The following is a 20,488-nucleotide window of genomic DNA, read 5'->3' as shown; positions in this document are numbered from 1 at the left end:
TTCGGTCCAGATTCGACTTGACTTGGTCGAACCGATCTCTCAGTGCAGCCGGAAGCGGGCGGAATTCGGGCCCCGCGGGGAGTGATGATCGGCTTGGCCAGACGGACGCAGGAGCGAGGACGGACGCGCAGGGCCGCATTGGTCGAAGCGAGTCGGAAGCTGTTGCGGGCCCGTGAGATCGACGAGATCTCGCTGACCGACATCGCCGAGGAAGCCGGCATCCCGAAAAGCTCGGCCTATCATTTCTTCTCGCACGTGCTCGAAGTGTTCGAGGCCGCGGCCGGCGACATAGAGGCCGAGCTCCAGGCCTGGCTGGAGGAGCTGTCGACCGAGGGCTGCAGCGACTGGCGGCAGGTCGTCACCCGTTTCACCGGCCGGGGCGCGGCCTATTTCAACGGCAATCGCGACGCGATGCAGCTTCTGATCGGCCCGAAGAGCCCGGCGGCGATCAAGCTGAAGGACCGGCAGAACGACTTCGCGATCGCGGCCCAGCTCAAGGACGACATCTCCGCCCATTTCCAGCTTCCCGAGCTGGCCGACACGCCCGAGATCTTCTTTCGCGGAATCGAGATCGCCGACCTGTTCTTCGGCCTGTCGGTGATCCGGCACGGCCACATCACCGACGATTTCGACCGCGAGGCGGCGCGCGCCACCTGCGCCTACCTGTCGCTCTACCTGCCTGTCGTCCTGCCGCGCGCGGCGGCTTGAAAGATTGAAGCGCGCGTCATCCTGACGAAAGTCAGGATCCATTGCCGCTCCGTCGGAATGGAGTCGCGGCGTTGCGGCTCTGGATGCTGAATCACGTTCAGCATGACGAAGGCGCAGGGGCGGCGTGGCCCTGCCTCAGACCGGAACCTCGGTGGTGTACTTGATCTGCTCCATCGCGAAGGACGAGCTGACGTCGCTGATCGTCACGCCGCCGATCAGCGTCTTGTAGATCCGGTCATAGTCGGCGATGTCGGCGGCGACGATCTTGAGCAGATAGTCGGTCTCGCCGCTCATCCGGTAGAATTCGGCCACTTCCGGAATGGCGCGGACATGGTCGGCGAAGGCGGACAGCCAGTCGCTGGCATGGTGGTTGGTCTTGATCGCGACGAACACGGTGACGCCCAGCCCGATCGCCTCGCGGTTGACCAGCGCGACGGTGCCGGTGATGACGCCGGCCTCCTGCATCCGCTTGACCCGGTTCCAGCACGGCGTCGCCGACAGGCCGACCCGGCGCGCCAGCTCGGCATTGGAGAGGGTCGCGTCGCGTTGCAGCTCGCGCAGGATGCCGCGGTCGAATCGGTCGAGGGAAATTTCCTCACGATGGGGCATAGGGAGGATAATCTTCCTGGGTTTATCGCGAAATGACCGGAAATTGAGAAGCTATTTCCGGCCTTATAGCGATATTCCTACTCCCATATCAATCGTGGGAGACGGCCCTGTGCGACATCTGCTGACCGATCATCCGGCCTCGGTGGGGGAAAGCTATTTCGAGCATATGGCGCATGCCGGAGGTTTCGGCCTGTCGATGATCGCGGCGGGCGTCGCCTGCATGGTCCATGCGATCCTGCCGGCCTGCTTCGTCTCGACCGGCAGCAACACGATCCGCCGGCTCCACGACCGGATGGTGACCCACCGCCGCAAGCAATAGCCCGCGCGCCTGTCGCGGTTCAGGCGGCCTGCGCTCGGTGCCGGACCGCCGCGATCACCGTGTCCGCCTCGGTGCGGCGCAGCCAGTCGGGGCTGACGTCGACGAACCGCACGACGTGATCGGCATCGATCAGGATCACCGCGGGCTGGGGCAGCTCCCAGCTTCCCGTGCCGGTCAGCGCGCCGATCCAATGGCTGTCGCCCTGCGGGACGGGCGGATCGTCGTGCGGGGTGAAGGCGATGCCCAGGCGGCGGGCGAGGGCGTTGCCCCGGTCGGCCGCGACCGGGAAGCCGAGGCCGTGGCGCGCCTCGATCTCGCTCAGCCCCGTTTCGGGCAGATGCGGGCTGACCCCGACCAGCGCGATGCCCGCCGCGTCGAGGAAGGGGCGCAGCGTCCGGTCGTAATGCGGCAGGGCGATGTTGCAGGCGGGGCAGCCGGCGAAGCGGAAGAAGACCAGCGCGACCGGGCCGCGGCTGGTCAGCCGGTCGAGCGTCACGGTCTCGCCCGTCGACAGTTCGAGGCTGAACGGCTCCAGCCGGTCGCCGACCGCGACGATCCGCGCCGGATCGAAGGCCGCGACCAGCGCCGCGCGCTGCTCGACATTCCTGCGCAGCTTGTCGGGGTCCCAACTCCGCAACCGTTCCGCATGGAGGGCGTCGAATTGGGCGGTCAGCGTTTCCGGCATGATGGGAATCCTCTTCTCGATCACCGAACGAGTATCGCGGCCGGGCTGCGGCGACCAATGAGAGTTGGCAAAGATTCGATTGAGCAAAGCTCATGATTTGGTCGGATGGGCGTTGGTGAAATTCTGTCGCCGATCTATTTGCAATTACAATCGATCGACGGCTTCTTTTCATAATAAGAGGCGCCGTCGGCGCGGTAAGCCGATCTCCTCTGTCCCTGACGAAGAGGAAATCGCCATGTCCGTTGCCGCTTCCGCCGCCCTGCCCGACGATGATTCGATCCGCATCCGCCCGCTTCAGCCGACCATCGGCGCCGAGATCGAGGGCGTCGACCTGAGCCGCCCGCTGGCCCCCGCCCAGCGCGACGCGATCCGCGCCGCCGTGCTGCGCCACAAGGTCGTCTTCTTCCGGGACCAGGCGCTCGACAATGAAAGCCAGGCCGCTTTCGCCGCCCAGTTCGGCGCGCTCTACACCCATCCGAGCACGACCCGCGATCCGCGGGTGGCGCCGATCCACCGCATCGCCGCCGTCGATGCCGCCAAATATGAGAAGCGCCTCCATCGCGACGTGCCGCCCGGCGACGGCTATCATAGCGACACGAGCTGGCGGCTGGTGCCGACCTGGGGCGCGGTGCTGCGCGCGGTCACCCTGCCGGAGGTCGGCGGCGACACGATCTGGGTCGACGCCAACCTCGCCTATGAGGGGCTGTCCGCCGAGCTGAAGGAGCGCCTCGAAGGGCTCCACGTCACCCATGACTTCCGCGAGGCGCTGGCCGCGTCGGGCCACGACTATCCGATCGTCGCCCATCCGGTGGTGCGCGCCCATCGCGAGACCGGGCAGAAGATCCTCTGGGTCAACCTCACCCAGAAGCCGCAGATATTGGGCGTCGAGCTGGCCGAGAGCCGCGCGCTGCTCGACGAGGTGCTGCGCCAGTACAAGCGCCCCGAATTCCAGGTGCGCTTCTCGTGGCGGCCCGGCTCGGTGGCGTTCTGGGACAATCGCGCCGCCGTCCATTACGCGGTCAGGAACTACGGCGATTTCCCCCGCCATCTCGAACGGGTGCTGATCGCCGACGAGCCGCTCTACGCCGGCCTCTGACCTTTGGGGCTCGGCCGGCGCCTCAGCGCAGGCCGAGCTTCTTCACCCGATAGGCGATCTGGTTGCGGCTCATGCCGATCAGCCGGCCCGCCTCGACCTGGTTGCCGCCGCACTGGTCGAGCGCGCTGCGCACCATATGGTCGATCACCTCGTCGTGGGAGAGGCCGCTTTCGAGCAGCGCGGCGCCGATCGGCGGGCGCTGCGGCCGCTTGGCGGTCTCGATGATGAAGTCGGCGAGCGGATCGTGCGACATGCCGTCCTCGGGCTGGAGCGCGTCGCCCGACATCATCAGGTGATGGACCCCGATCATCTCTCCGTCCGAGGCCAGGATGACGCCGCGCTCGATGGTGTTCTCCATCTCGCGGATGTTGCCGGGCCAATGATAGTCGTGGAACAGGCGGATGACGCGATCGTCGAAGCTGATGTCGCGCTTGTGGTGGCGCGCGGTGAATTTGCGCAGGAAGAAATTGGCGAGCAGCGGGATGTCGGCGCGCCGGTCGCGCAGCGGCGGAATCCAGATCGGGAAGGTGTTGAGGCGGTAGAACAGGTCGGCGCGGAAGCGGCCGGCCTCGACGTCGGCGCGCATCTTCGCGTTGGTCGCCGCGATCAGCCGCACGTCGCACCTGATCGACCGGGTGCCGCCGACCCGCTCATATTCGCCCTCCTGCAGCACGCGCAGCAGCTTGCCCTGGGCGGCGAGCGACAGCGTGCCGATCTCGTCGAGGAACAGCGAGCCGCCGTCGGCGCGCTCGAACCGGCCGGCGCGCGAGGCGTCGGCGCCGGTATAGGCGCCCTTCTCGACCCCGAACAATTCCGCCTCGATCAGCGTGTCGGGGATGGCGGCGCAGTTGACCGCGACCAGGTCGCGGTCGGCACGGCGGCTGCGGCGGTGCAGCTCGCGGGCGAACACCTCCTTGCCGACCCCGCTTTCGCCGAGGAACAGCACCGGCGCTTCCGATCGCGCGACCTTGTCGACCAGGTGCAGCGTGACGTTGAAGCCGGGCGAGGCGCCGACCATCGGCCGTGCGCCGAGCGGTCCGTCGTCGCGATCGGGCGCGCCGACCGCGACCGCCGCCGGCTTCCGGCGGCTGGCCGGGCGGTCGGGATAGCCCTCGGCGCGGAACCAGCGCAGCTCGCCGTCGGGGTCGTCCCAGTCCTCGGCCGGCTTGCCGACCAGGAAGCAATGCTTGTGCCCCATCGCGACGCAGCTCAGCTCGCGGAAGATGATCGGCCGGCCGAAGAAGGCGGAGGAATAGCCCGAGGCATAGCCGACCTGCTGCCAGCCGCCGGGGTGCGGGCCGATCCCGATCTCCTTGAGATGGGCGTGGCATTCGGCCGAATTGTGCCATTCATATTCGCTGTAGAAATAGCCGGTCTTGCGATCGGCCTCGAAGACCTTCGGCACGACCTTGACCGACCCTTTGAGCGAATGGAGCTGGGGACCGACGGTGAAGCCTTCGAACAGGGTGCCGTCCTTGCGCAGCTCCAGCGCCAGCGCGGCGTCGCCCGATCCGATGCTGTAGCCGATCCGCGACATCACCCCGCGCGCCCGATCATAGCCGAGCGCCGAGATCAGCTCGCGCCGCATGATCGCCAGGCCGGCATTGTCGGTCAGCACCATGCGCTGCCCGTTGAGGAATATCTCCGCCTTGTCGGGATCGAAATGGAAGGTTTCGAGCAGGTCGGCGAGCGACGGATCGCTGGCCTGCCGGAAGCGATCGGCCAGCGACGGCCTGTCCGGGCCCTGGTTCTTCGCGGCGCGCACCATCCTCTCCCTCGCTGTTTCTGAATTTTCAGCTTCTATCGCGCGGAGGGTGCTGATTTTTCCGCGATATGCAAGGCCCTCGACGGTCGGCGTGGAACGCGACTTCCAGGAAATGGCGGATTCGCGTGGGTCGGCCGGGTTGGCACGCTTTCTGCTTTTACGGTCGGCAAAACCAAGGAGGGGAAAATATGCCGTACCGTCAGCTTCTCATCGTCTCCAGCTCGCTGCTCGCGCTGGTGCCGGCAGCGGCCTGGGCGCAGGCCGCCGAAACCACGTCCGAAGCGGCGGGCGGCATCGAGGAGATCGTCGTCACCGCCCAGAAGCGCGCCCAGAACGTGCAGGACGTGCCGATCGCGATCTCGGCCTTCACCGCCAACGCGCTCAAGGAGCGCGCGGTGGCCGACGTCGCCAGCCTGTCGAACATCGCGCCGAACGTGACGCTCGACGCCGGCACGCCCTTCTCGGGATCGAGCTCGGTGCTGTCGGCCTATATCCGCGGCATCGGCCAGAACGACTTCGCGGCGAACCTCGATCCGGGCGTCGGCGTCTATCTCGACGGCATCTACCTGGCGCGCACGGTCGGCGCCAATCTCGACCTGCCCGACGTCGAGCGGATCGAGGTGCTGAAGGGGCCGCAGGGGACGCTGTTCGGCCGCAACACGATCGGCGGCGCGATCTCGGTCGTCACCCGCGATCCGGGCCGCGAATTCTCGTTCCGCGGCGACATCACCACCGGCCGCTTCAACCGGCTCGACATCAATGCCAGCGTCGACCTGCCGATCACCGACACGGTCGGGCTGTCGCTGACCGGATCGTCGCGCAAGCGCGACGGCTATCTGAAGCGCATCCCCTTCCCCAACGCCGGCAATTTCGCGACCGATCCCAATGCGGCGTTCCGCTCGAACGGCTATGACAGTTCCTCGAAGGAGGGCGGCCAGAGCGAATGGTCGCTGCGCGGCAAGCTCAAATGGGAGGCGTCCGAGCGGCTGACCGTCCGCATCTCGGGCGACTATCTCCGCCAGGACCAGCAGGGCACCGCCAACAAGCTGCTCGCGACCACCGAGGACCAGCCCTATGTCTTCGCGCCGACCGCCGATCGCGCGCTGGTCATCCCCGGGCTCGGCGCGACGGCGCTCTATGACGGCGCGTCGGGGCTCGCGCCCAACGGCTTCAACTTCGCCGGCCTCTACAATTTCTGCATCGGATCGACCCCGGGGGAGATCGCCGCGCGCAACGCGACCGCGCTGTGCGGCGCGCGCGGCACCCCGCTCAATCCGGGGCAGGTGATCGGCGGGCTCGCCGGCGTCAACGTCGACGCCGATCCGTCGAACGACCGGCTGCCCTTCGACGGACGCTACCTGCTCGCCGACAAGGACAAGAGCTATGCGACCGGGCTGAACTTCTCGCGGATGCGGGTCTGGGGCCTGTCGATGACGCTCGACTATGAGCTGTCCGACGCGATGAGCATCAAGTCGATCACCGGCTATCGCCGGCTGCGCTGGGAGACCGGGCTCGACGCCGACGGCTCGCCGGTGCGGGCGCTCGAATTCTCCTTCTCGCTCCGGAACTGGCAGTTCAGCCAGGAGCTTCAGCTCACCGGCCACGCCTTCGACGAGAAGCTGAAATATGTCGTCGGCGGCTATTACTTCAAGGAACGCAGCTTCCTGAGCGACTATGTGACCTTCGACCAGGGGTTGTTGCAGATCTACGGCCCGAACCTGCTCCACACCAAGAACTACGCCTTCTTCGGGCAGGTCGACTATGAGCTGTCGCCGCTGATCTCCTTCACGCTCGGCGGCCGCTACACGAAGGAGAGCAAGGACTTCAACGGCGGCCAGAGCGACCTGAACGGCTTCAACTACAAGCTGTTCAACTGCCCGGTCTATGGCGATCCCTGCACCACCGCGCTGGGCTTCCCATCGCCGTCCGAGCCGCTGCGCTACTATGTGCCGCAGACCCAGTATCGCAAGTTCAACAATTTCGCGCCGAAGCTGGGCGTGCAGCTCCACCCGACCGACGACATCATGGTCTACGGCTCCTGGTCGCGCGGCTACAAGACCGGCGGCTGGACGACGCGCCTGTCCAACCCGCTGCCCACCGCCGCCAGCTTCTCGCCCGAAAAGGCGGAGAGCTTCGAGCTGGGCGTGAAGTCGGAATTCTTCGCCCGAAGGCTCCAGCTCAACGCGGCGGTGTTCACCACCAGATATGACGGCATCCAGCTCAACTTCCAGCAGGGCGTCTCGCCGACCATCCAGAATGCCGGCGACGCGCGGATCAAGGGGTTCGAGGTCGAGCTGGTCGCCGCTCCTGCCGCCGGCCTGACGATCAACGCCTCGGTCGGCTACAGCGACGCCTATTACACCAGCGTGCTGCCGCAGGCGCAGGTCGCGCCCAATCCGCTGCAGGCGGGCGTCTTCCCCGGGGCGCCCCTGCCCAAGACGCCCAAGTGGAAGTTCAACGTCAGCCCGCGCTACGAATATCTGCTGCCCAACGACGGTGCCCTGATCGCGCTGGTCGACTATACCCGCACCAGCAAGGTGTGGAACGACAGCGAGCGCGCCTATGCGCTGCTGCGGCCGTCGACCGACCAGCTCAACGCCAGCCTGTCCTACCGCGCGCCGGGCAATCGCTGGACCTTCACCGTCGGCGGCGTGAACCTGACCAACGACCGCTATCTGGTCAGCGGCGGCAACCAGACCGCGGCGGGCCTGCTGTTCGGCACCTACAACCGGCCGACCGAATGGTACGCCCGGGTCGGCGTCAAGTTCTGAGCCGGGGGGATCGGGCGATGTACGTCAGGAACGCCTGGTATTGCGCCGGCTGGGACGAGGCTGTCGGGATCGGCGCCCATGACCTGGTGGTGCGCCAGATCGCGGGGCGCTCGATCCTCCTCTACCGGACCGGCGAGGGGCGGCTGGTGGCGATGGAGGACCGCTGCCCCCACCGCTCCGCGCCGCTGTCGCTCGGCCGCAAGGAGGGGGACGCGATCCGCTGCATGTATCATGGCATGTTGTTCGGCCCCGACGGCGCCTGCCGCCAGGTGCCGGGCATGGACCGCATCCCCGAAGGCGCGGTCGCGGCGACGCTGCCGGTGATCGAGAAGGACAATTGGATCTGGGTGTGGCTGGGCGACCCGGCCCGCGCCGATCCCGATCTGATCTGCTTCGCGATCGGCCCGTCCGATCCCGACTGGGTGCTCAGGACGTCGCACCTGCGGGTCGACACCGGCTATCGCGAGGAGATCGCCAACCTCGCCGATCTCAGCCATGTCTCCTGGGTCCATGGCCTGACCTTCGCGGGCAGCGACGACTGGGGTTATATCAAGCCCCGCCACCGGCTCAACCCGCGCGGGATCGAGACGCGCTACTGCGTGCGTGGCGTGCCGGCGCCCGCCTTCGCGCGGCACCTCTTCGCCGACGATGCGCGGTTCGACATCAACGTCCATGTCCGGATGACGGTGCCGTGCAACTTCATCCTGAGCTTCGCCGTGCACGAGGCGGAGGAAGGCGGCGCGCCCAGCGAGCCGTCGCGGGGCAAGCTGCTGCTCGACACCTTCTCCAGCCAGGCGGTCACCCCGCGCGACGCCGGGTCGGTCGACTATTATTTCTCCTGGGGGGCGAGCCGCGCGACCGATTTCCCCGGCATCGTCGACCTGATGCACCGGACCAACATGGACGCCTTCCTGGAGGACAAGCGCATCCTGGAGGGGCAGCGCGCGCGGCTGCTGCAATATCCCGGCGCGCCGCAGGTCGACATCGTCCACGATGCCGGGCCGGGGCGGATGCTCTGGGTGCTCGACCAGCTCCTCGCCGAGGAAGCCGCGGAGGCGGGCGCGGCGTGAGCGGCGACTGGATCAGCGTCCGGCTCGCCGGCAAGCGGCTGGTGGCCGAGGACATCGCCGCGCTGCTGCTGGAGCCGGCCGACGGGACGGCGCTGCCGCCCTTCGCCGCCGGCGCGCATGTCGACGTTGAGCTGCCGGGCGGGCTGGTGCGCCAATATTCGCTGTGCAACGCGCCGGGCGATCCGGGCCGCTACGAGCTCGGCGTCCTGCTCGACCGGCAGGGGCGGGGCGGATCGCGCGCCGTCCACGAACGACTGGCGGCGGGGCAGGCGATCCGGATCAGCCGCCCCCGCAACCTCTTCCCGCTCGTCCCCGCCGCGCATAGCGTGCTGATGGCGGGCGGGATCGGGATCACCCCGATCCTCGCCATGGCCGAGCAGCTCGCCGCCGATCGCGCCAGCTTCGAGCTGCATTATTTCGTCCGGTCTCCCGAACGGGCGGCGTTCGTCGACCGCCTCGCCGCGCCGCGCTTCGCCGATCGCTGCCGGCTCCATGTCGGCGACCGCATCCCGCCGAGCTTCGACGCCCCCGCATTGTTCGACGCGCCGCGCGCGGGCCATCATCTCTATGTCTGCGGACCCAACGCCTTCATGGACGCGGTGCTCGACGGCGCCCGCGCGGGCGGCTGGCCCGACGATCGCCTCCATTCGGAACGCTTCGCGGCGGCGGCGCTGCCGGCCGGCGGCGACCGCCCGTTCGAGATCGAGGTGGAGGGCCATGGCGCGATCGTCGCGGTTGCCGCCGGGCAGAGCGCGGCGGAGGCGCTCGCCGCCGCCGGCATCCGCATCCCCCTGTCCTGCGAGCAGGGCATTTGCGGCACCTGCCTCACCACCGTCGTCGGCGGCGTCCCCGACCATCGCGACTCCTACCTGTCCGATGCGGAACGCGCCGCCAACGACTGCTTCACACCCTGTTGTTCGCGCGCGGCCACGCCGCGCCTCGTCATTCAGCTCTAGGATCGGGAGAAGAAGGGCCATGGGCTCCACGTTCGAATGTCTCAAGCGGGCCTGGTACGTCGCCGCCATGTCGTCCGAAGTGGAGGGCGAGGCGCTGTTCCACCGCCGCATCCTCGGCACCTCGGTGATGATCTACCGGCTGGCCGACGGGACGCCGGTGGCGTTGCACGACCGCTGCCCCCACCGCTTCGCGCCGCTGCACCTGGGCCAGCGGGAAGGCGACGAGATCGCCTGCCGCTATCATGCGCTGCGCTTCGACGCCGATGGCCGCTGCACCCACAATCCGCACGGCAACGGCCGTATCCCGGACGCCGCGCGGGTCCGCCGCTTCCCGCTGCTCGAACGCTATGGCTTCCTGTGGATCTGGATGGACGACTCCGATCCCGATCCCGCGCTGCTGCCCGATTTCTCGCCGCTGGAGGAGGGGCACCCCAATGCCGTCGCGCAGACCTACATGCACATGGACGTCAACTATGAGCTGATCATCGATAATGTGATGGACCTCAGCCATATCGACCATGTCCATGGCGAGATCATCACCACACGGGGGCAATTGTCGCCGGTCGTCCCCAAGGTGCGCGAGCGGGACACGCATATCTCGGCCCGCTGGGAATGGTCGCAGACGCCGGCGATGATGATCTTCGCCCCCTTCCTGCCGCGCCCCGAGGACGCGGCGCGCCATTATTTCGACATCAGCTGGACGGCGCCCGCCAATATCCAGCTATCGGTGGGGGCGGTGCAGGACAGCGACGATTTCGGCGACGCGACCAGCCAGTACGACCTCCACACCTGCACGCCCGAGGACGCGTTCAAGACCCATTATTTCTTCGCGACCCGCCGCAACCACATCGTCGACGACGCCGACTATAACCGCAAGAAGATCGAGGCGATGCACGCGGCGTTCGAGACCGAGGACGGACCGATCATCACCGCCGTGCAGGAGGAGATGGGCGAGGCGGAATTCTTCTCGCTCGACCCGGTGCTGATGTCGAACGACGTGGCGCCGGTGAAGGTGCGCCGCCGGCTGCGCAGGATGATCGTCGAGGAGCAGGCGGCGAAGGCGGCGGCGGCGGATGCCGCCTGAACCGCGATGTTGACAGATCGCCGCCGGTCGAGAACCACGCCCCTGCTGTTTCAGGGAGGATCGCATGCGCGGCTTCGCGGCCAATCTGGGGATGTTGTGGACCGGCCTGCCGCTGCTCGATCGGGTCGCGGCCGCCGCCGCGGCGGGGTTCGACGCGGTCGAATTCCATTGGCCCTATGACGTCGACCCGGACGCGCTGTGCGCCGCCGCCGCCGATCACGGCGTCGCGCTGCTCGGGGTGAACAGCCCGCCGGGGCGGCTCGATCGCGGCGAGCTCGGCTTCGCGGCGGTCGAGGGGGCCGGGGAGGCCTTCCGCGCGGGGATCGACCAGGCGCTCGACTATTGCCGCGCGGCCGGCGCGCGCGCGATCCATGTCATGGCGGGCAATGTCGGGGCGGCGCGGCGGGCGGCGGCGCGGCCGACCTTCGTCGCCAATCTGCGCTGGGCGGCCGATCGGGCGGCGGACGCCGGCGTCGCCCTGCTGATCGAACCGCTCAACGGCACCGACCATCCCGACTATTTCCTGCGCGACGTCGACCAGGCGGCCGGGCTGCTGGCCGAGATCGACCGGCCGTCGGTGTCGATCCAGTTCGACAGCTATCATGTCGCCCGGCAGGGGCAGGACGCGACGGCGGTGTTCGCCCGCTTCCGCGACGCCATCGGCCATGTCCAGATCGCCGCCTGCCCCGACCGGGCCGAGCCCGATCACGGCGCCGTCGACCATCGCGCCTTCGTCCGCGCGATCGCCGGGCTCGGCTATGCGGGCTGGATCGCCGGGGAATATCGCCCGTGCGCCGCTGTCGAGGCGGGGCTGGGCTGGCTGGCCGAATTGCGGGGCGTGCTTCGGCCCGATGCTCAGGGCTGATCGATCAGGTCGCGCAGCCCGTCGACCTGCGCCAGCATCCGCCGCAGCATCGCGATCAGCATCGTCCGTTCCTCGTCGCTGAAGCCGGCGAGCAGGATCGCGTCGCGCTCCATCGAGATCGGCACCGCCGCGTCCTGGAGGCGGGCGCCCTCGGCGGTGAGCGACCACAGCTTGTAGGCCGGGTTGCGCCGGTCGGGCCGGCTGGCGACGAGGCCGCGCGCCTCCATCCCGCGCAACGCCCGGCTGACCGCGCCGCCGTCGAGCCCCATCACCTCGCAGATGCGCGAAGGCGGGATGTCGGGCTCGGCGGCGAGCATGACGAGCAGCCGGAATTCGAGGATGCCGAGCCCGAAGCGGCTGCGATAGGTCGCCGATCCGCTCGCGGTCAGCCGGGTCGACAGGAAGTTGAGCAGCACGCCCACCGAATTCTGCAGATCGAGCGTGCGGGTGGTGCGGGCTGTCATCCTGGCGTCGCGTCCTTTCTCGTCGGGCGATTCCCGGTCCTTAGACGCGATCCGGTTCAACCTGAACCGGATCGCGTCTGCGTCCTCTTTGTTTGCCGTGATTTCCGAGCCAGCGGATGTTTCCATCCGCCTCGAAATCACTCCAACGGTTATCATTGACGCGATCATTTTGACATGTCAAAGTGATCGTCATGGAGAGGGAGGATGCCATGGCCAGCCACGCCGAACGGTCGCCCTACGCGATCTATGATTCCGATCCGCCGGCCGGCGTCCCGGTCCTCGACGTCGATCCCTTCTCGGTCGATTTCTTCGCCGATCCCTATCCGGTGCACGAGCAGCTCCGCGAGGCGGGGCCGTTCGTCTGGCTGTCGCGCTACAATATCGGCGCGGTCGCGCGGCACGAGCATGTCCGCGACGCGCTGACCGACTGGAAGACCTTCTCGTCGGCGCGCGGGGTGGGGATGGAGGATTTCGTCCGCCACGGCCGCTTCCGCCTGCCCAGCCTGATCCTCGAAGCCGATCCGCCGCAGCACAGCCGGTCGCGCGGGGTGCTGAGCCGGGTGCTGTCGCCGCCGGTGCTCAAGGGGCTGCGCGACCGGTTCGAGGCCGAGGCCGAGGCGATGGTCGACGAGGTGGTGCGGCGCAAGCGCTTCGACGGCGTCGCCGACCTGGCCGAGGCCTTTCCGCTCAGGGTTTTTCCCGACGCGATCGGCATGGGGCGCGAGGGGCGCGAGAAGCTGCTGCCGCACGCCGACCTGCTGTTCAACTCCTTCGGCCCGCGCAACGCGCTGTTCCAGGCCGCGAAGGAGAAGGTCAGCTTCGACTGGATCGAGGAACAGGGAAAGCGCGGCAATCTGGCGCCGGGCGGGCTCGGGCTGATGATCCACGACGCCGTCGACCGGGGCGAGATCAGCGAGGCCGAGGCGCCGGTGCTGGTGCGCGCGCTGCTCCAGGCGGGGCTCGACACGACGATCAACGCGCTCGGCGCGACGCTCTACTGCCTCGCGCGCTTCCCGTCGGAGTTCGACAGGCTGCGCGCCGACCACAAGCTCGCCAAGGCCGCGTTCGAGGAGGCGATCCGCTTCGAGGCGCCGGTGCAGACCTTCTTCCGCACCGCCACCCGCGCGACCACGCTGGGCGGCACCCCGCTCAACGAAGGCGACAAGGTGCTGATGTTCCTCGCCGCCGCCAATCGCGACCCGCGCCAGTGGGACCGGCCCGACGTCTACGACATCGGCCGCAGGACGATCGGCCATGTCGGCTTCGGCGCCGGCATCCACGCCTGCGTCGGGCAGTTGCTGGCGCGGATGGAGGGCGAACTGGTGCTGACCGCGCTCGCCCGACGGGTGAAGACGTTGCGCATCGCGGGTACGGTGGAGCGGCGCTACAACAACACGCTGCGCGGGCTGGCGAGCCTGCCGCTCGAAATCGAGCTGGCCTGAGGGCCGGCAGGGAGAAACCGATGAAGCAACGCATGGCCTTTCTCGGCATCGGGCTGATGGGGCGGCCGATGGCGGCGCGGCTGCTCGACGGCGGCCATGACCTCGCCTTGTGGAACCGCTCGGCCGACAAGCTCGCGCCGCTGGTCGCGGCGGGCGGGCGGCCTGCGCGACCCGGCCGAGGCGGTGGAGGGCGCGGCGGTGGTCTGCCTCTGCCTGACCGACGCCGACGCGGTCGAGCGGGTGATGCTCGGCGATGGCGGGGCCGCGCGGGCGCTTGCGCCCGGCGCGCTGGTCGTCGACTTCTCGACGATCGGGCCGGAGGCGACACGCGGCTTCGCGCGGCGCCTGGCCGAGACCGGCGACGCGCAATGGCTCGACTGCCCGGTGTCCGGCGGCGTGGCGGGGGCCGAGGCGGGGACGCTCGCGATCCTGGCGGGCGGCGACGCGGCGGCGATCGACCGGGTGCGGCCGCTGCTCGCCCTACTTTCGGCGCGGGTCACGCGGATGGGCGGGGTCGGCGCGGGGCAGGCGGCGAAGCTGTGCAACCAGCTCATCGTCGCCACCAACATGCTGGCGATCGCCGAGGCGATGCACGTCGGCGAGGCGCTCGGCATCGATCTCGCCCAGCTTCCGGTCGCGTTCCAGGGCGGCTTCGCCGACTCGCGGCCGTTGCAGCTGTTCGGGCCGCGCATGGCGCCGCCGGCCGATCCGGGGCCGCCGGTCAGCGAGCTGCGCACCATGTACAAGGACATCCGCTCGATTCGCGCGGCCGCCGCCGCCGCAGAGGCGGGGACGCCGCTGCTGGCCAGCGTCGAGGCGATGTGGACCCGGCTGATCGACGCCGGCCATGGCGGCGAGGACGTGCCCGGCCTGATGCGCCTCTATCGACATCCGACCGATCTGGGAGAGCAATGACATGGCGTTGAAGGACGGGAAGGGCGAGACGCTGCCCTCGCGGACGATCACCGATGGGCTCGACCGCGCCCCGCACCGCGCCTTCCTGCGGGCGATGGGCCATGACGACGTCGCGATCGGCCAGCCCTTCGCGGGCATCGTCTCGACCGGGGCGTCGGTGACGCCCTGCTCGATGTCGCTGGCGCCGCAGGCCGAGGCGGCGAAGGCCGGGCTCCAGGCGGCGGGGGTGACGCCGTTCGAATTCTCGACGATCACCGTCGCCGACAGCATGTCGATGAACCATGCCGGGATGCGCTTCAGCCTGGTCTCGCGGGAGATCATCGCCGATTCGATCGAGGCGGTGACGCGGGCGCACGGCTATGACGGGCTGGTCGGCTTCGCGGCCTGCGACAAGACGCTGCCCGGCACGATGATGGGGATGATCCGGGTCAACCGCCCCTCGGTGTTCGTCTATGGCGGCGCGGCGCTGCCCGGCCGCTGGCAGGGGCGCGATATCGGCATCGTCGACGTCTATGAGGGCGTCGGCCGGGTCTATGCCGGCGAGATGGACGAGGCCGAGCTGGCCCGCCTCGAAAAGGCGGGGGTGCCGACGGTCGGCTCCTGCGCCGGGCAGTTCACCGCCAACACCATGGCGATGGTCGCCGAGACGCTGGGGCTGGCGCTGCCGCGCAGCGCGATGATGCCGGCGGTGGCGAGCGAGCGCCGCGCGCTGGCCGAGGAATCGGGCCGCGTGCTCGGCCGGCTGATCCGCGAGGGCGGCCCGCGCCCGCGCGACCTCGTCACCCGTCGCAGCCTCGAAAACGCCGCCGCCACCGTCGCCGCCACCGGCGGCTCGACCAACGCCGCGCTGCACCTGCCGGCGATCGCGCATGAGGCCGGCATATCCTTCACCATGGAGGACATCGCCGCGATCTTCGACCGCACCCCGCTGCTCGCCGACCTCAAGCCCGGCGGCCGCTTCTGGGCGCGCGACCTGCACGAGGTCGGCGGCGTGCCGACCGTGCTGCGCGCGATGCTGGAGGCGGGCGTGCTGCACGGCGACTGCCCGACCATCACCGGCCGGACGATCGGCGAGATCGCTGCCGCCGCGCCCGCGCCGGACGGGGAGGTGGTGCGCCCGGCCGACCGGCCGATCGCGCCGACCGGCGGGGTGATCGTGCTGCGCGGCAGCCTCGCCCCCGACGGCGCGATGCTCAAGGTCGCCGGGCTCAAGCGCCTGTCGCACGAAGGGCCGGCGCGGGTGTTCGACGGCGAGGAGGCGGCGGTCGACGCGGTCCGCCGGCAGGATTACCAGCCGGGCGACGTCATCGTCATCCGCGGCGAGGGGCCGAAGGGCGGCCCCGGCATGCGCGAGATGCTGGGCGTCACCGCGCTGATCTACGGCCAGGGCATGGGCGAGCAGGTCGCGCTGCTCACCGACGGCCGCTTCTCGGGCGCGACGCGCGGCATGTGCATCGGTCATGTCGGGCCCGAGGCCTCGGCCGGCGGCCCGCTCGCGCTGGTCCGGGACGGCGATCGCATCCGCATCGACGCGGGCCAGCGCACGCTCGACCTGCTCGTCGATGCCGCCGAGCTGGAGCGCCGCCGCGCGGCCTGGACCGCGCCGGAGGCTACCGTCACCTCGCCGACCTTGCGCAAATATGCGCGGCTCGTCGGGCCCGCGCATCTCGGCGCGGTCACGCATTGAAGGGGATCGGGCCTAACGGTCGGTGAAGGCCGCCGGGCGTTTTTCGAGGAAGGCGGCGACGGCTTCCTCATGGTCCGCCGTGTGGTGGGCGAGCGCCTGATAGGCGGCCGAGAGTTCGAGCAGCGGGCCGAGCTTCATGTCCTGTCCCTCGCGCAGCAGGCGCTTGGCGAGGCGGGTCGCGTGGCCGGGGTTGGCGGCGATGCGGGCGGCGATCTCGCGCGCCCGGGCCAGGAGGCGATCGGCCGGCGTCACCTCGCTCACCAGACCATAGTCGAGCGCGCGGGCGGCATCGATCGCGTCGCCGGTCAGCGTCATCAGCGATGCACGCGCCATGCCGATCACGCGCGGCAGCAGCCAGGCGCCGCCATCGCCCGGAACGATGCCGAGCTTCACGAAGCTCTCGGCGAAGATCGCCCCCTCCGCCGCGATGCGGATGTCGCACATGCAGGCGAGATCGAGGCCGGCGCCGATCGCCGGGCCGTTGATCGCCGCGATCACCGGCACCTCCAGTTCGTAGAGCGCCATCGGGATGCGCTGGATGCCGGCGCGATACTGGTTGCGCAGGTCGAGCGGGGAGCCTGCGAACATGCCCGCGCGATCGCGCATGCTCTTCACGTTGCCGCCCGCGCAGAAGGCGGTGCCGGCGCCGGTCAGCACCACCGCCTTGACGCCGCGATCGGCGGTCATCGCCGCGCAGAAGCGCTCGATCGCCTCGATATGCGCCTGTTCGGAGATGGCGTTGCGCTCGTCGGGACGGTTGAGCGTGGCGGTGACCACCGCGCCGTCGCGTTCGACCAGAAGGAAATCGTCCAAGAGGGCTTCTCCATCGCCGCAGGGAATCATGTGGTGGCGGGCTAGGCGGACATGTCTCGCATATCTAATATCGATTTCAACAATGGTGATATGGATATGCTATCATGGACCTGCGCCAGCTCCTCTATTTCACGACGCTCGCCGACACGCTCAACTTCCACCGCGCGGCGGAGCGGCTCAACATCTCGCAGCCGCCGCTCACCGTGGCGATCCGCAAGCTCGAGGCGGAGCTGGACGCGCAACTGTTCGTGCGCGGGCCGCGCGGCGTGATCCTGACCGCGGCGGGGGAGGCGGCGCTCGAACCCGCCCGCGCCGCGCTGGCGCGGGCGCAGGAGGTGCGGACCGCGGTCCGCCAGGGCCGGCTGGGCGAGCGCGGCCGGCTCCGCATCGGCTTCGTCGGCTCGGCGATCTATTCGCTGCTGCCGCGCCTGATCCCCGCCTATCGCCGCCGCTATCCGCTGGTCGAACTGGAGATCGAGGATTCGACGAGCGTCGAGATCGCCCGGCGGCTCCGCGCCGGCGAGCTCGACGTCGGCCTCGTCCGCCTGCCGCTGCTCGACGGCCATGACCTCGACGTCCTGCCGGTCGAGACCGACGAGCTGATCGCGGCGGTGCCGGCGACGAGCGTCCATGCCGGCGCGGCGCGCCTGCCGCTGGCCACGCTCGCCGCCGAGCCCTTCATCCTCCACACCCGGATCAGCGTGCTGCACATGGTCGCGCTGCTGGCCTGCCAGGAGGCCGGCTTCCTGCCGCGCGTCGCGCAGGAGGCGACGCAGGTCCACACCATATTGAGCCTGGTCCAGAGCGGGCTCGGCGTCGCGCTGGTGCCGGCCCGGACCACCCGCCAGGTGCCCGACGGCGTGCGGCTGGTGCGGCTTGCCGCGCCGCCGCGCATCGCCTCGGGCATCGCCGTCCGGGAGCAGGAGGCCGGGCCGCTGGCGGCGAACTTCCTCGCGCTTGCCCGGACCGAAACCGATAGCGAATAGATATCGATAGAGCCCCGAATAATATTGGACCCGATGGCGGGGCGTTCGGCACAGGCGGCGCATAACCGCAAGGGGCCGAGCGTGTTCGAAAGCCTGTCGCCATCCTCGCTACCGGCCGCCGACGAGGCGCTCCGGGAGCCGATCCGTCGCCTGATCGCCGATGCCATGGGGCCGACGCCGCTCGATCGCCGGGCGCGGTCCTGGCAGGGTTTCGACGCGGCGTTCAGCCGCGCGCTCGGGCAGGCCGGTTTCCTCGGCCTGACTTTGCCGGAGCGTTATGGCGGTGGCGGGCGCGGGCCGTTCGCGCGCTTCGTGATCGTCGAGGAACTGCTGTCGGCGGGCGCTCCCGTCGCCGCGCACTGGATCGCCGACCGGCAGAGCGCGCCGCTGATCCTCGGCTATGGCAGCGAGGCGCAGCGCCGCTTCTACCTGCCGCGCATCTGCCGGGGCGAGGCCTTCTTCTGCATCGGCATGAGCGAGCCGGGATCGGGATCGGACCTCGCCAGCGTCCGCACCCGCGCCGAGCGGACCGGAAAGGGCTGGCGGCTCGGCGGCCAGAAGATCTGGACCACCAACGCCCAGCACAGCGATTACATGATCGCGCTGGTGCGGACCTCGGGCGCGGCGGCCGACCGCCAGGCGGGCCTGTCGCAGCTCATCGTCGATCTCCGCGCGCCGGGCGTCACCGTCCGGCCGATCGTCGACCTGACCGGCGACGCCCATTTCGCCGAGGTGTTCTTCGACGATGTCGAGCTGGCCGACGATGCGCTGATCGGGACCGAAGGCGAGGGCTGGAAGCAGGTGACCGCCGAACTGGCCTTCGAGCGGTCGGGGCCCGAGCGAATCTATTCGAGCATCGTGCTGGTCGACGCCTGGATCGCCCATGTCGCCCGTGCCGGCCGCCGCGACGCCGCGACCCTCGCATTGGCCGGCCGGATGACCGCCGAGATCGCGACGCTGCGGGCGATGTCGCTGGCGGTGACCGCGCTGCTGGCGCAGGGGCTGAGCCCGGTGGTGGAGGCGTCGCTGGTCAAGGACCTCGGCACCGGCTTCGAACAGGCGGTGCCGCGATGGATCGGCGACGATCTCGCCGCCCATCCCGACGAGGCGGTCGCGCCCGAGCTTCACCGCACCGTCGCCTATCTCAGCCAGATCGCGCCGAGCTTCTCGCTGCGCGGCGGCACCCGCGAAATCCTGCGCGGCATCATCGCGCGCGGCCTGGGACTACGCTGATGACCCGCGAGGAACTGCTCGATCCGTTCGTCCGCCTGCTTGGCGACATCTGTCCCCCTTCGCTGGTCCGCGCGATCGAGGCCGGCGCTTCGCCCGAACCGCTCTGGGCCGCGATCGAGGCGTCGGGCTATCTCGACGCGCTGGTGCCCGAGGCGGCGGGCGGGGCGGGGCTGACCCTCGGCCAGGTCGCGCCGCTGCTGATGGCGCTCGGCCGCCATGCCTTCCCGCTGCCCGCCGCCGAGACGATGGCGGCGCGCGCCCTCCTCGCCCGGGCGGGGGTGGAGCGTCCGCAAGGGCCGATCCTGCTGCTGGCGGGGCGCGGCTCCGCGCCGGTTCCGTTCGCCCGCGTCGCCGACCGCGCGATCGTCGCGCTCGACGGCCGGCTGGTCCTCGCCCCACTCGACCAGGCGAGACTCGTCCCGACCGGCGAGCCCCATTCGCTCGCCGCCGCGCTCGCCTGGCCGGCGGCGGTCGCGGGCGTCGAGCTGGCGGCGGGGTCCGTCGACCTGGCGGCGCTCGCGGCGGTGCTGTCGGCGGCGGCGATCGCGGGCGCGGCCGATCGCCTGCTCGAAATGACGGTCGCCTATGCCGATGAACGGAGCCAGTTCGGCAAGCCGATCGGCCGGCAGCAGGCGATCCAGCAGCAGATGGCGGTGATGGCCGAACAGGTGGTGGCGGCGCGCATCGCCGCCGAGATCGGCTGTGCCGCCGGGCTCGACGGCGACGGCGTCGCAGCGGCGGTGGCCAAGCGGACGGCGGGCGCAGCGGCGGCGATCGTCGCCGACATCGCCCATGCCGTCCACGGCGCGATCGGCATCAGCGAGGAATGCGACGTCCAGCTCCATACGCGTCGCCTGCGCGAATGGCGGCTGGCCGGCGGCGGCGAGGGCCATTGGGCGATGCGGCTCGGCGCGGCCCGCCTCGCCGAGGCCGGGTTGTCGAGCGTCGATTTCGTGCGGATGCATGTCGATGGCGGCGATCGATTCCGGGCCGAAACCGTCGCCTGAACGCCGCCGATGC

The 20,488-nt window shown here is 69.7% G+C and carries 20 protein-coding genes and 1 pseudogene; 15 read left to right on the top strand and 6 right to left on the bottom strand.

All coding sequences use genetic code 11. The features are described from left to right. Nucleotides 1-84 precede the first annotated feature (84 nt). A complete protein-coding gene (locus HRJ34_RS16230; RefSeq protein WP_012049447.1) occupies nt 85-708 on the top strand; it encodes a TetR/AcrR family transcriptional regulator in 624 nt (207 codons plus the stop codon). A 135-nt stretch (nt 709-843) separates the two neighbouring features. Here HRJ34_RS16230 and HRJ34_RS16225 read toward each other — a convergent pair whose 3' ends face one another. Next, nucleotides 844-1,317, bottom strand: a complete 474-nt coding sequence (locus HRJ34_RS16225; protein WP_012049448.1) for an Lrp/AsnC family transcriptional regulator — start codon at nt 1,315-1,317, stop codon at nt 844-846. 109 nt (nt 1,318-1,426) lie between these two features. Here HRJ34_RS16225 and HRJ34_RS16220 point away from each other — a divergent pair, with 109 nt between their 5' ends. Further along, complete coding sequence (locus tag HRJ34_RS16220) at nt 1,427-1,636, top strand: DUF6356 family protein (RefSeq protein ID WP_029549114.1); 210 nt, start codon at nt 1,427-1,429, stop codon at nt 1,634-1,636. Between the two features lie 19 nt (nt 1,637-1,655). Here HRJ34_RS16220 and HRJ34_RS16215 read toward each other — a convergent pair whose 3' ends face one another. Further along, nucleotides 1,656-2,321 carry a peroxiredoxin-like family protein gene (locus HRJ34_RS16215; protein WP_208631832.1) on the bottom strand — a complete coding sequence of 222 codons (666 nt, stop codon included), beginning with the start codon at nt 2,319-2,321 and terminating at the stop codon, nt 1,656-1,658. Nucleotides 2,322-2,556: 235 nt separating this feature from the next. Here HRJ34_RS16215 and HRJ34_RS16210 point away from each other — a divergent pair, with 235 nt between their 5' ends. Then, the gene (locus HRJ34_RS16210; protein ID WP_016747662.1) at nt 2,557-3,417 is read left to right on the top strand and encodes a TauD/TfdA dioxygenase family protein; all 861 of its coding nucleotides are present in this window, start codon (nt 2,557-2,559) and stop codon (nt 3,415-3,417) included. 22 nt (nt 3,418-3,439) lie between these two features. On the opposite strand, the gene HRJ34_RS16205 is transcribed toward HRJ34_RS16210, so the two are convergent. Further along, nucleotides 3,440-5,185, bottom strand: a complete 1,746-nt coding sequence (locus HRJ34_RS16205; protein WP_208631831.1) for a sigma-54-dependent Fis family transcriptional regulator — start codon at nt 5,183-5,185, stop codon at nt 3,440-3,442. 185 nt (nt 5,186-5,370) lie between these two features. On the opposite strand from HRJ34_RS16205, the gene HRJ34_RS16200 reads away from it, so the two are divergent. The 5 genes from HRJ34_RS16200 (at nt 5,371) to HRJ34_RS16180 (ending at nt 11,928) form a co-directional block, all read left to right on the top strand. Further along, the gene (locus tag HRJ34_RS16200; RefSeq protein ID WP_012049453.1) at nt 5,371-7,953 is read left to right on the top strand and encodes a TonB-dependent receptor; all 2,583 of its coding nucleotides are present in this window, start codon (nt 5,371-5,373) and stop codon (nt 7,951-7,953) included. A 17-nt stretch (nt 7,954-7,970) separates the two neighbouring features. Then, nucleotides 7,971-9,023 carry an aromatic ring-hydroxylating dioxygenase subunit alpha gene (locus HRJ34_RS16195; RefSeq protein ID WP_208631830.1) on the top strand — a complete coding sequence of 351 codons (1,053 nt, stop codon included), beginning with the start codon at nt 7,971-7,973 and terminating at the stop codon, nt 9,021-9,023. Continuing rightward, the gene (locus HRJ34_RS16190) at nt 9,020-9,979 is read left to right on the top strand and encodes a PDR/VanB family oxidoreductase (RefSeq protein ID WP_208631829.1); all 960 of its coding nucleotides are present in this window, start codon (nt 9,020-9,022) and stop codon (nt 9,977-9,979) included. The genes HRJ34_RS16195 and HRJ34_RS16190 overlap by 4 nt, the downstream gene beginning before the upstream one ends. Nucleotides 9,980-9,998: 19 nt before the next feature. Then, nucleotides 9,999-11,063, top strand: coding sequence for an aromatic ring-hydroxylating dioxygenase subunit alpha (locus HRJ34_RS16185; protein WP_030091172.1), 1,065 nt, complete (start codon nt 9,999-10,001; stop codon nt 11,061-11,063). A 64-nt stretch (nt 11,064-11,127) separates the two neighbouring features. After that, nucleotides 11,128-11,928 carry a hydroxypyruvate isomerase family protein gene (locus HRJ34_RS16180; RefSeq protein WP_208631828.1) on the top strand — a complete coding sequence of 267 codons (801 nt, stop codon included), beginning with the start codon at nt 11,128-11,130 and terminating at the stop codon, nt 11,926-11,928. Here the strand turns inward: HRJ34_RS16180 and HRJ34_RS16175 are convergent. Together HRJ34_RS16175 and HRJ34_RS29225 are read right to left on the bottom strand one after the other, a co-directional pair. Next, nucleotides 11,919-12,392 carry a MarR family winged helix-turn-helix transcriptional regulator gene (locus HRJ34_RS16175; RefSeq protein WP_226948753.1) on the bottom strand — a complete coding sequence of 158 codons (474 nt, stop codon included), beginning with the start codon at nt 12,390-12,392 and terminating at the stop codon, nt 11,919-11,921. The genes HRJ34_RS16180 and HRJ34_RS16175 overlap by 10 nt on opposite strands. A gap of 40 nt (nt 12,393-12,432) precedes the next feature. Further along, nucleotides 12,433-12,603: a hypothetical protein gene (locus tag HRJ34_RS29225; RefSeq protein ID WP_226948814.1), complete on the bottom strand. Its 171-nt coding sequence runs from the start codon at nt 12,601-12,603 to the stop codon at nt 12,433-12,435. Here HRJ34_RS29225 and HRJ34_RS16170 point away from each other — a divergent pair. The 4 genes and pseudogenes from HRJ34_RS16170 to ilvD all read left to right on the top strand — a co-directional run bounded on the left by HRJ34_RS16170 (nt 12,602) and on the right by ilvD (nt 16,436). After that, nucleotides 12,602-13,834 carry a cytochrome P450 gene (locus HRJ34_RS16170; protein ID WP_208631826.1) on the top strand — a complete coding sequence of 411 codons (1,233 nt, stop codon included), beginning with the start codon at nt 12,602-12,604 and terminating at the stop codon, nt 13,832-13,834. The genes HRJ34_RS29225 and HRJ34_RS16170 overlap by 2 nt on opposite strands. Nucleotides 13,835-13,854: 20 nt before the next feature. After that, a pseudogene (locus tag HRJ34_RS29640) lies at nt 13,855-14,284 on the top strand (NAD(P)-dependent oxidoreductase); the annotation flags it as partial. 54 nt (nt 14,285-14,338) lie between these two features. After that, on the top strand, nt 14,339-14,749 hold the full coding sequence (locus tag HRJ34_RS29635) for an NAD-binding protein (RefSeq protein ID WP_226949205.1): 411 nt from the start codon (nt 14,339-14,341) through the stop codon (nt 14,747-14,749). Nucleotide 14,750: 1 nt separating this feature from the next. After that, nucleotides 14,751-16,436: a dihydroxy-acid dehydratase gene (gene ilvD / locus HRJ34_RS16160; protein ID WP_208631824.1), complete on the top strand. Its 1,686-nt coding sequence runs from the start codon at nt 14,751-14,753 to the stop codon at nt 16,434-16,436. Between the two features lie 12 nt (nt 16,437-16,448). Here the strand turns inward: ilvD and HRJ34_RS16155 are convergent, their stop codons facing one another. Beyond that, entirely contained in the window at nt 16,449-17,249 is an 801-nt protein-coding gene (locus tag HRJ34_RS16155; RefSeq protein WP_208631823.1) for a crotonase/enoyl-CoA hydratase family protein, read from the bottom strand. A 104-nt stretch (nt 17,250-17,353) separates the two neighbouring features. On the opposite strand from HRJ34_RS16155, the gene HRJ34_RS16150 reads away from it, so the two are divergent. Genes HRJ34_RS16150 through HRJ34_RS16140 form a run of 3 tightly spaced genes read left to right on the top strand, consistent with a single transcriptional unit; the run spans nt 17,354 to nt 20,475 of the window. Continuing rightward, entirely contained in the window at nt 17,354-18,235 is an 882-nt protein-coding gene (locus HRJ34_RS16150) for a LysR family transcriptional regulator (RefSeq protein WP_012049463.1), read from the top strand. A 33-nt stretch (nt 18,236-18,268) separates the two neighbouring features. Next, nucleotides 18,269-19,468, top strand: a complete 1,200-nt coding sequence (locus HRJ34_RS16145; RefSeq protein WP_016747650.1) for an acyl-CoA dehydrogenase family protein — start codon at nt 18,269-18,271, stop codon at nt 19,466-19,468. Then, nucleotides 19,468-20,475, top strand: coding sequence for an acyl-CoA dehydrogenase family protein (locus tag HRJ34_RS16140; RefSeq protein ID WP_208631822.1), 1,008 nt, complete (start codon nt 19,468-19,470; stop codon nt 20,473-20,475). The genes HRJ34_RS16145 and HRJ34_RS16140 overlap by 1 nt, the downstream gene beginning before the upstream one ends. Nucleotides 20,476-20,488: the final 13 nt, after the last annotated feature.

This window comes from Rhizorhabdus wittichii, assembly GCF_017607425.1.
Classification (GTDB): domain Bacteria; phylum Pseudomonadota; class Alphaproteobacteria; order Sphingomonadales; family Sphingomonadaceae; genus Rhizorhabdus; species Rhizorhabdus wittichii.
Note: the sequence above shows the minus strand (reverse complement) of the source record. Positions and strands in the feature narration are given on the sequence as shown.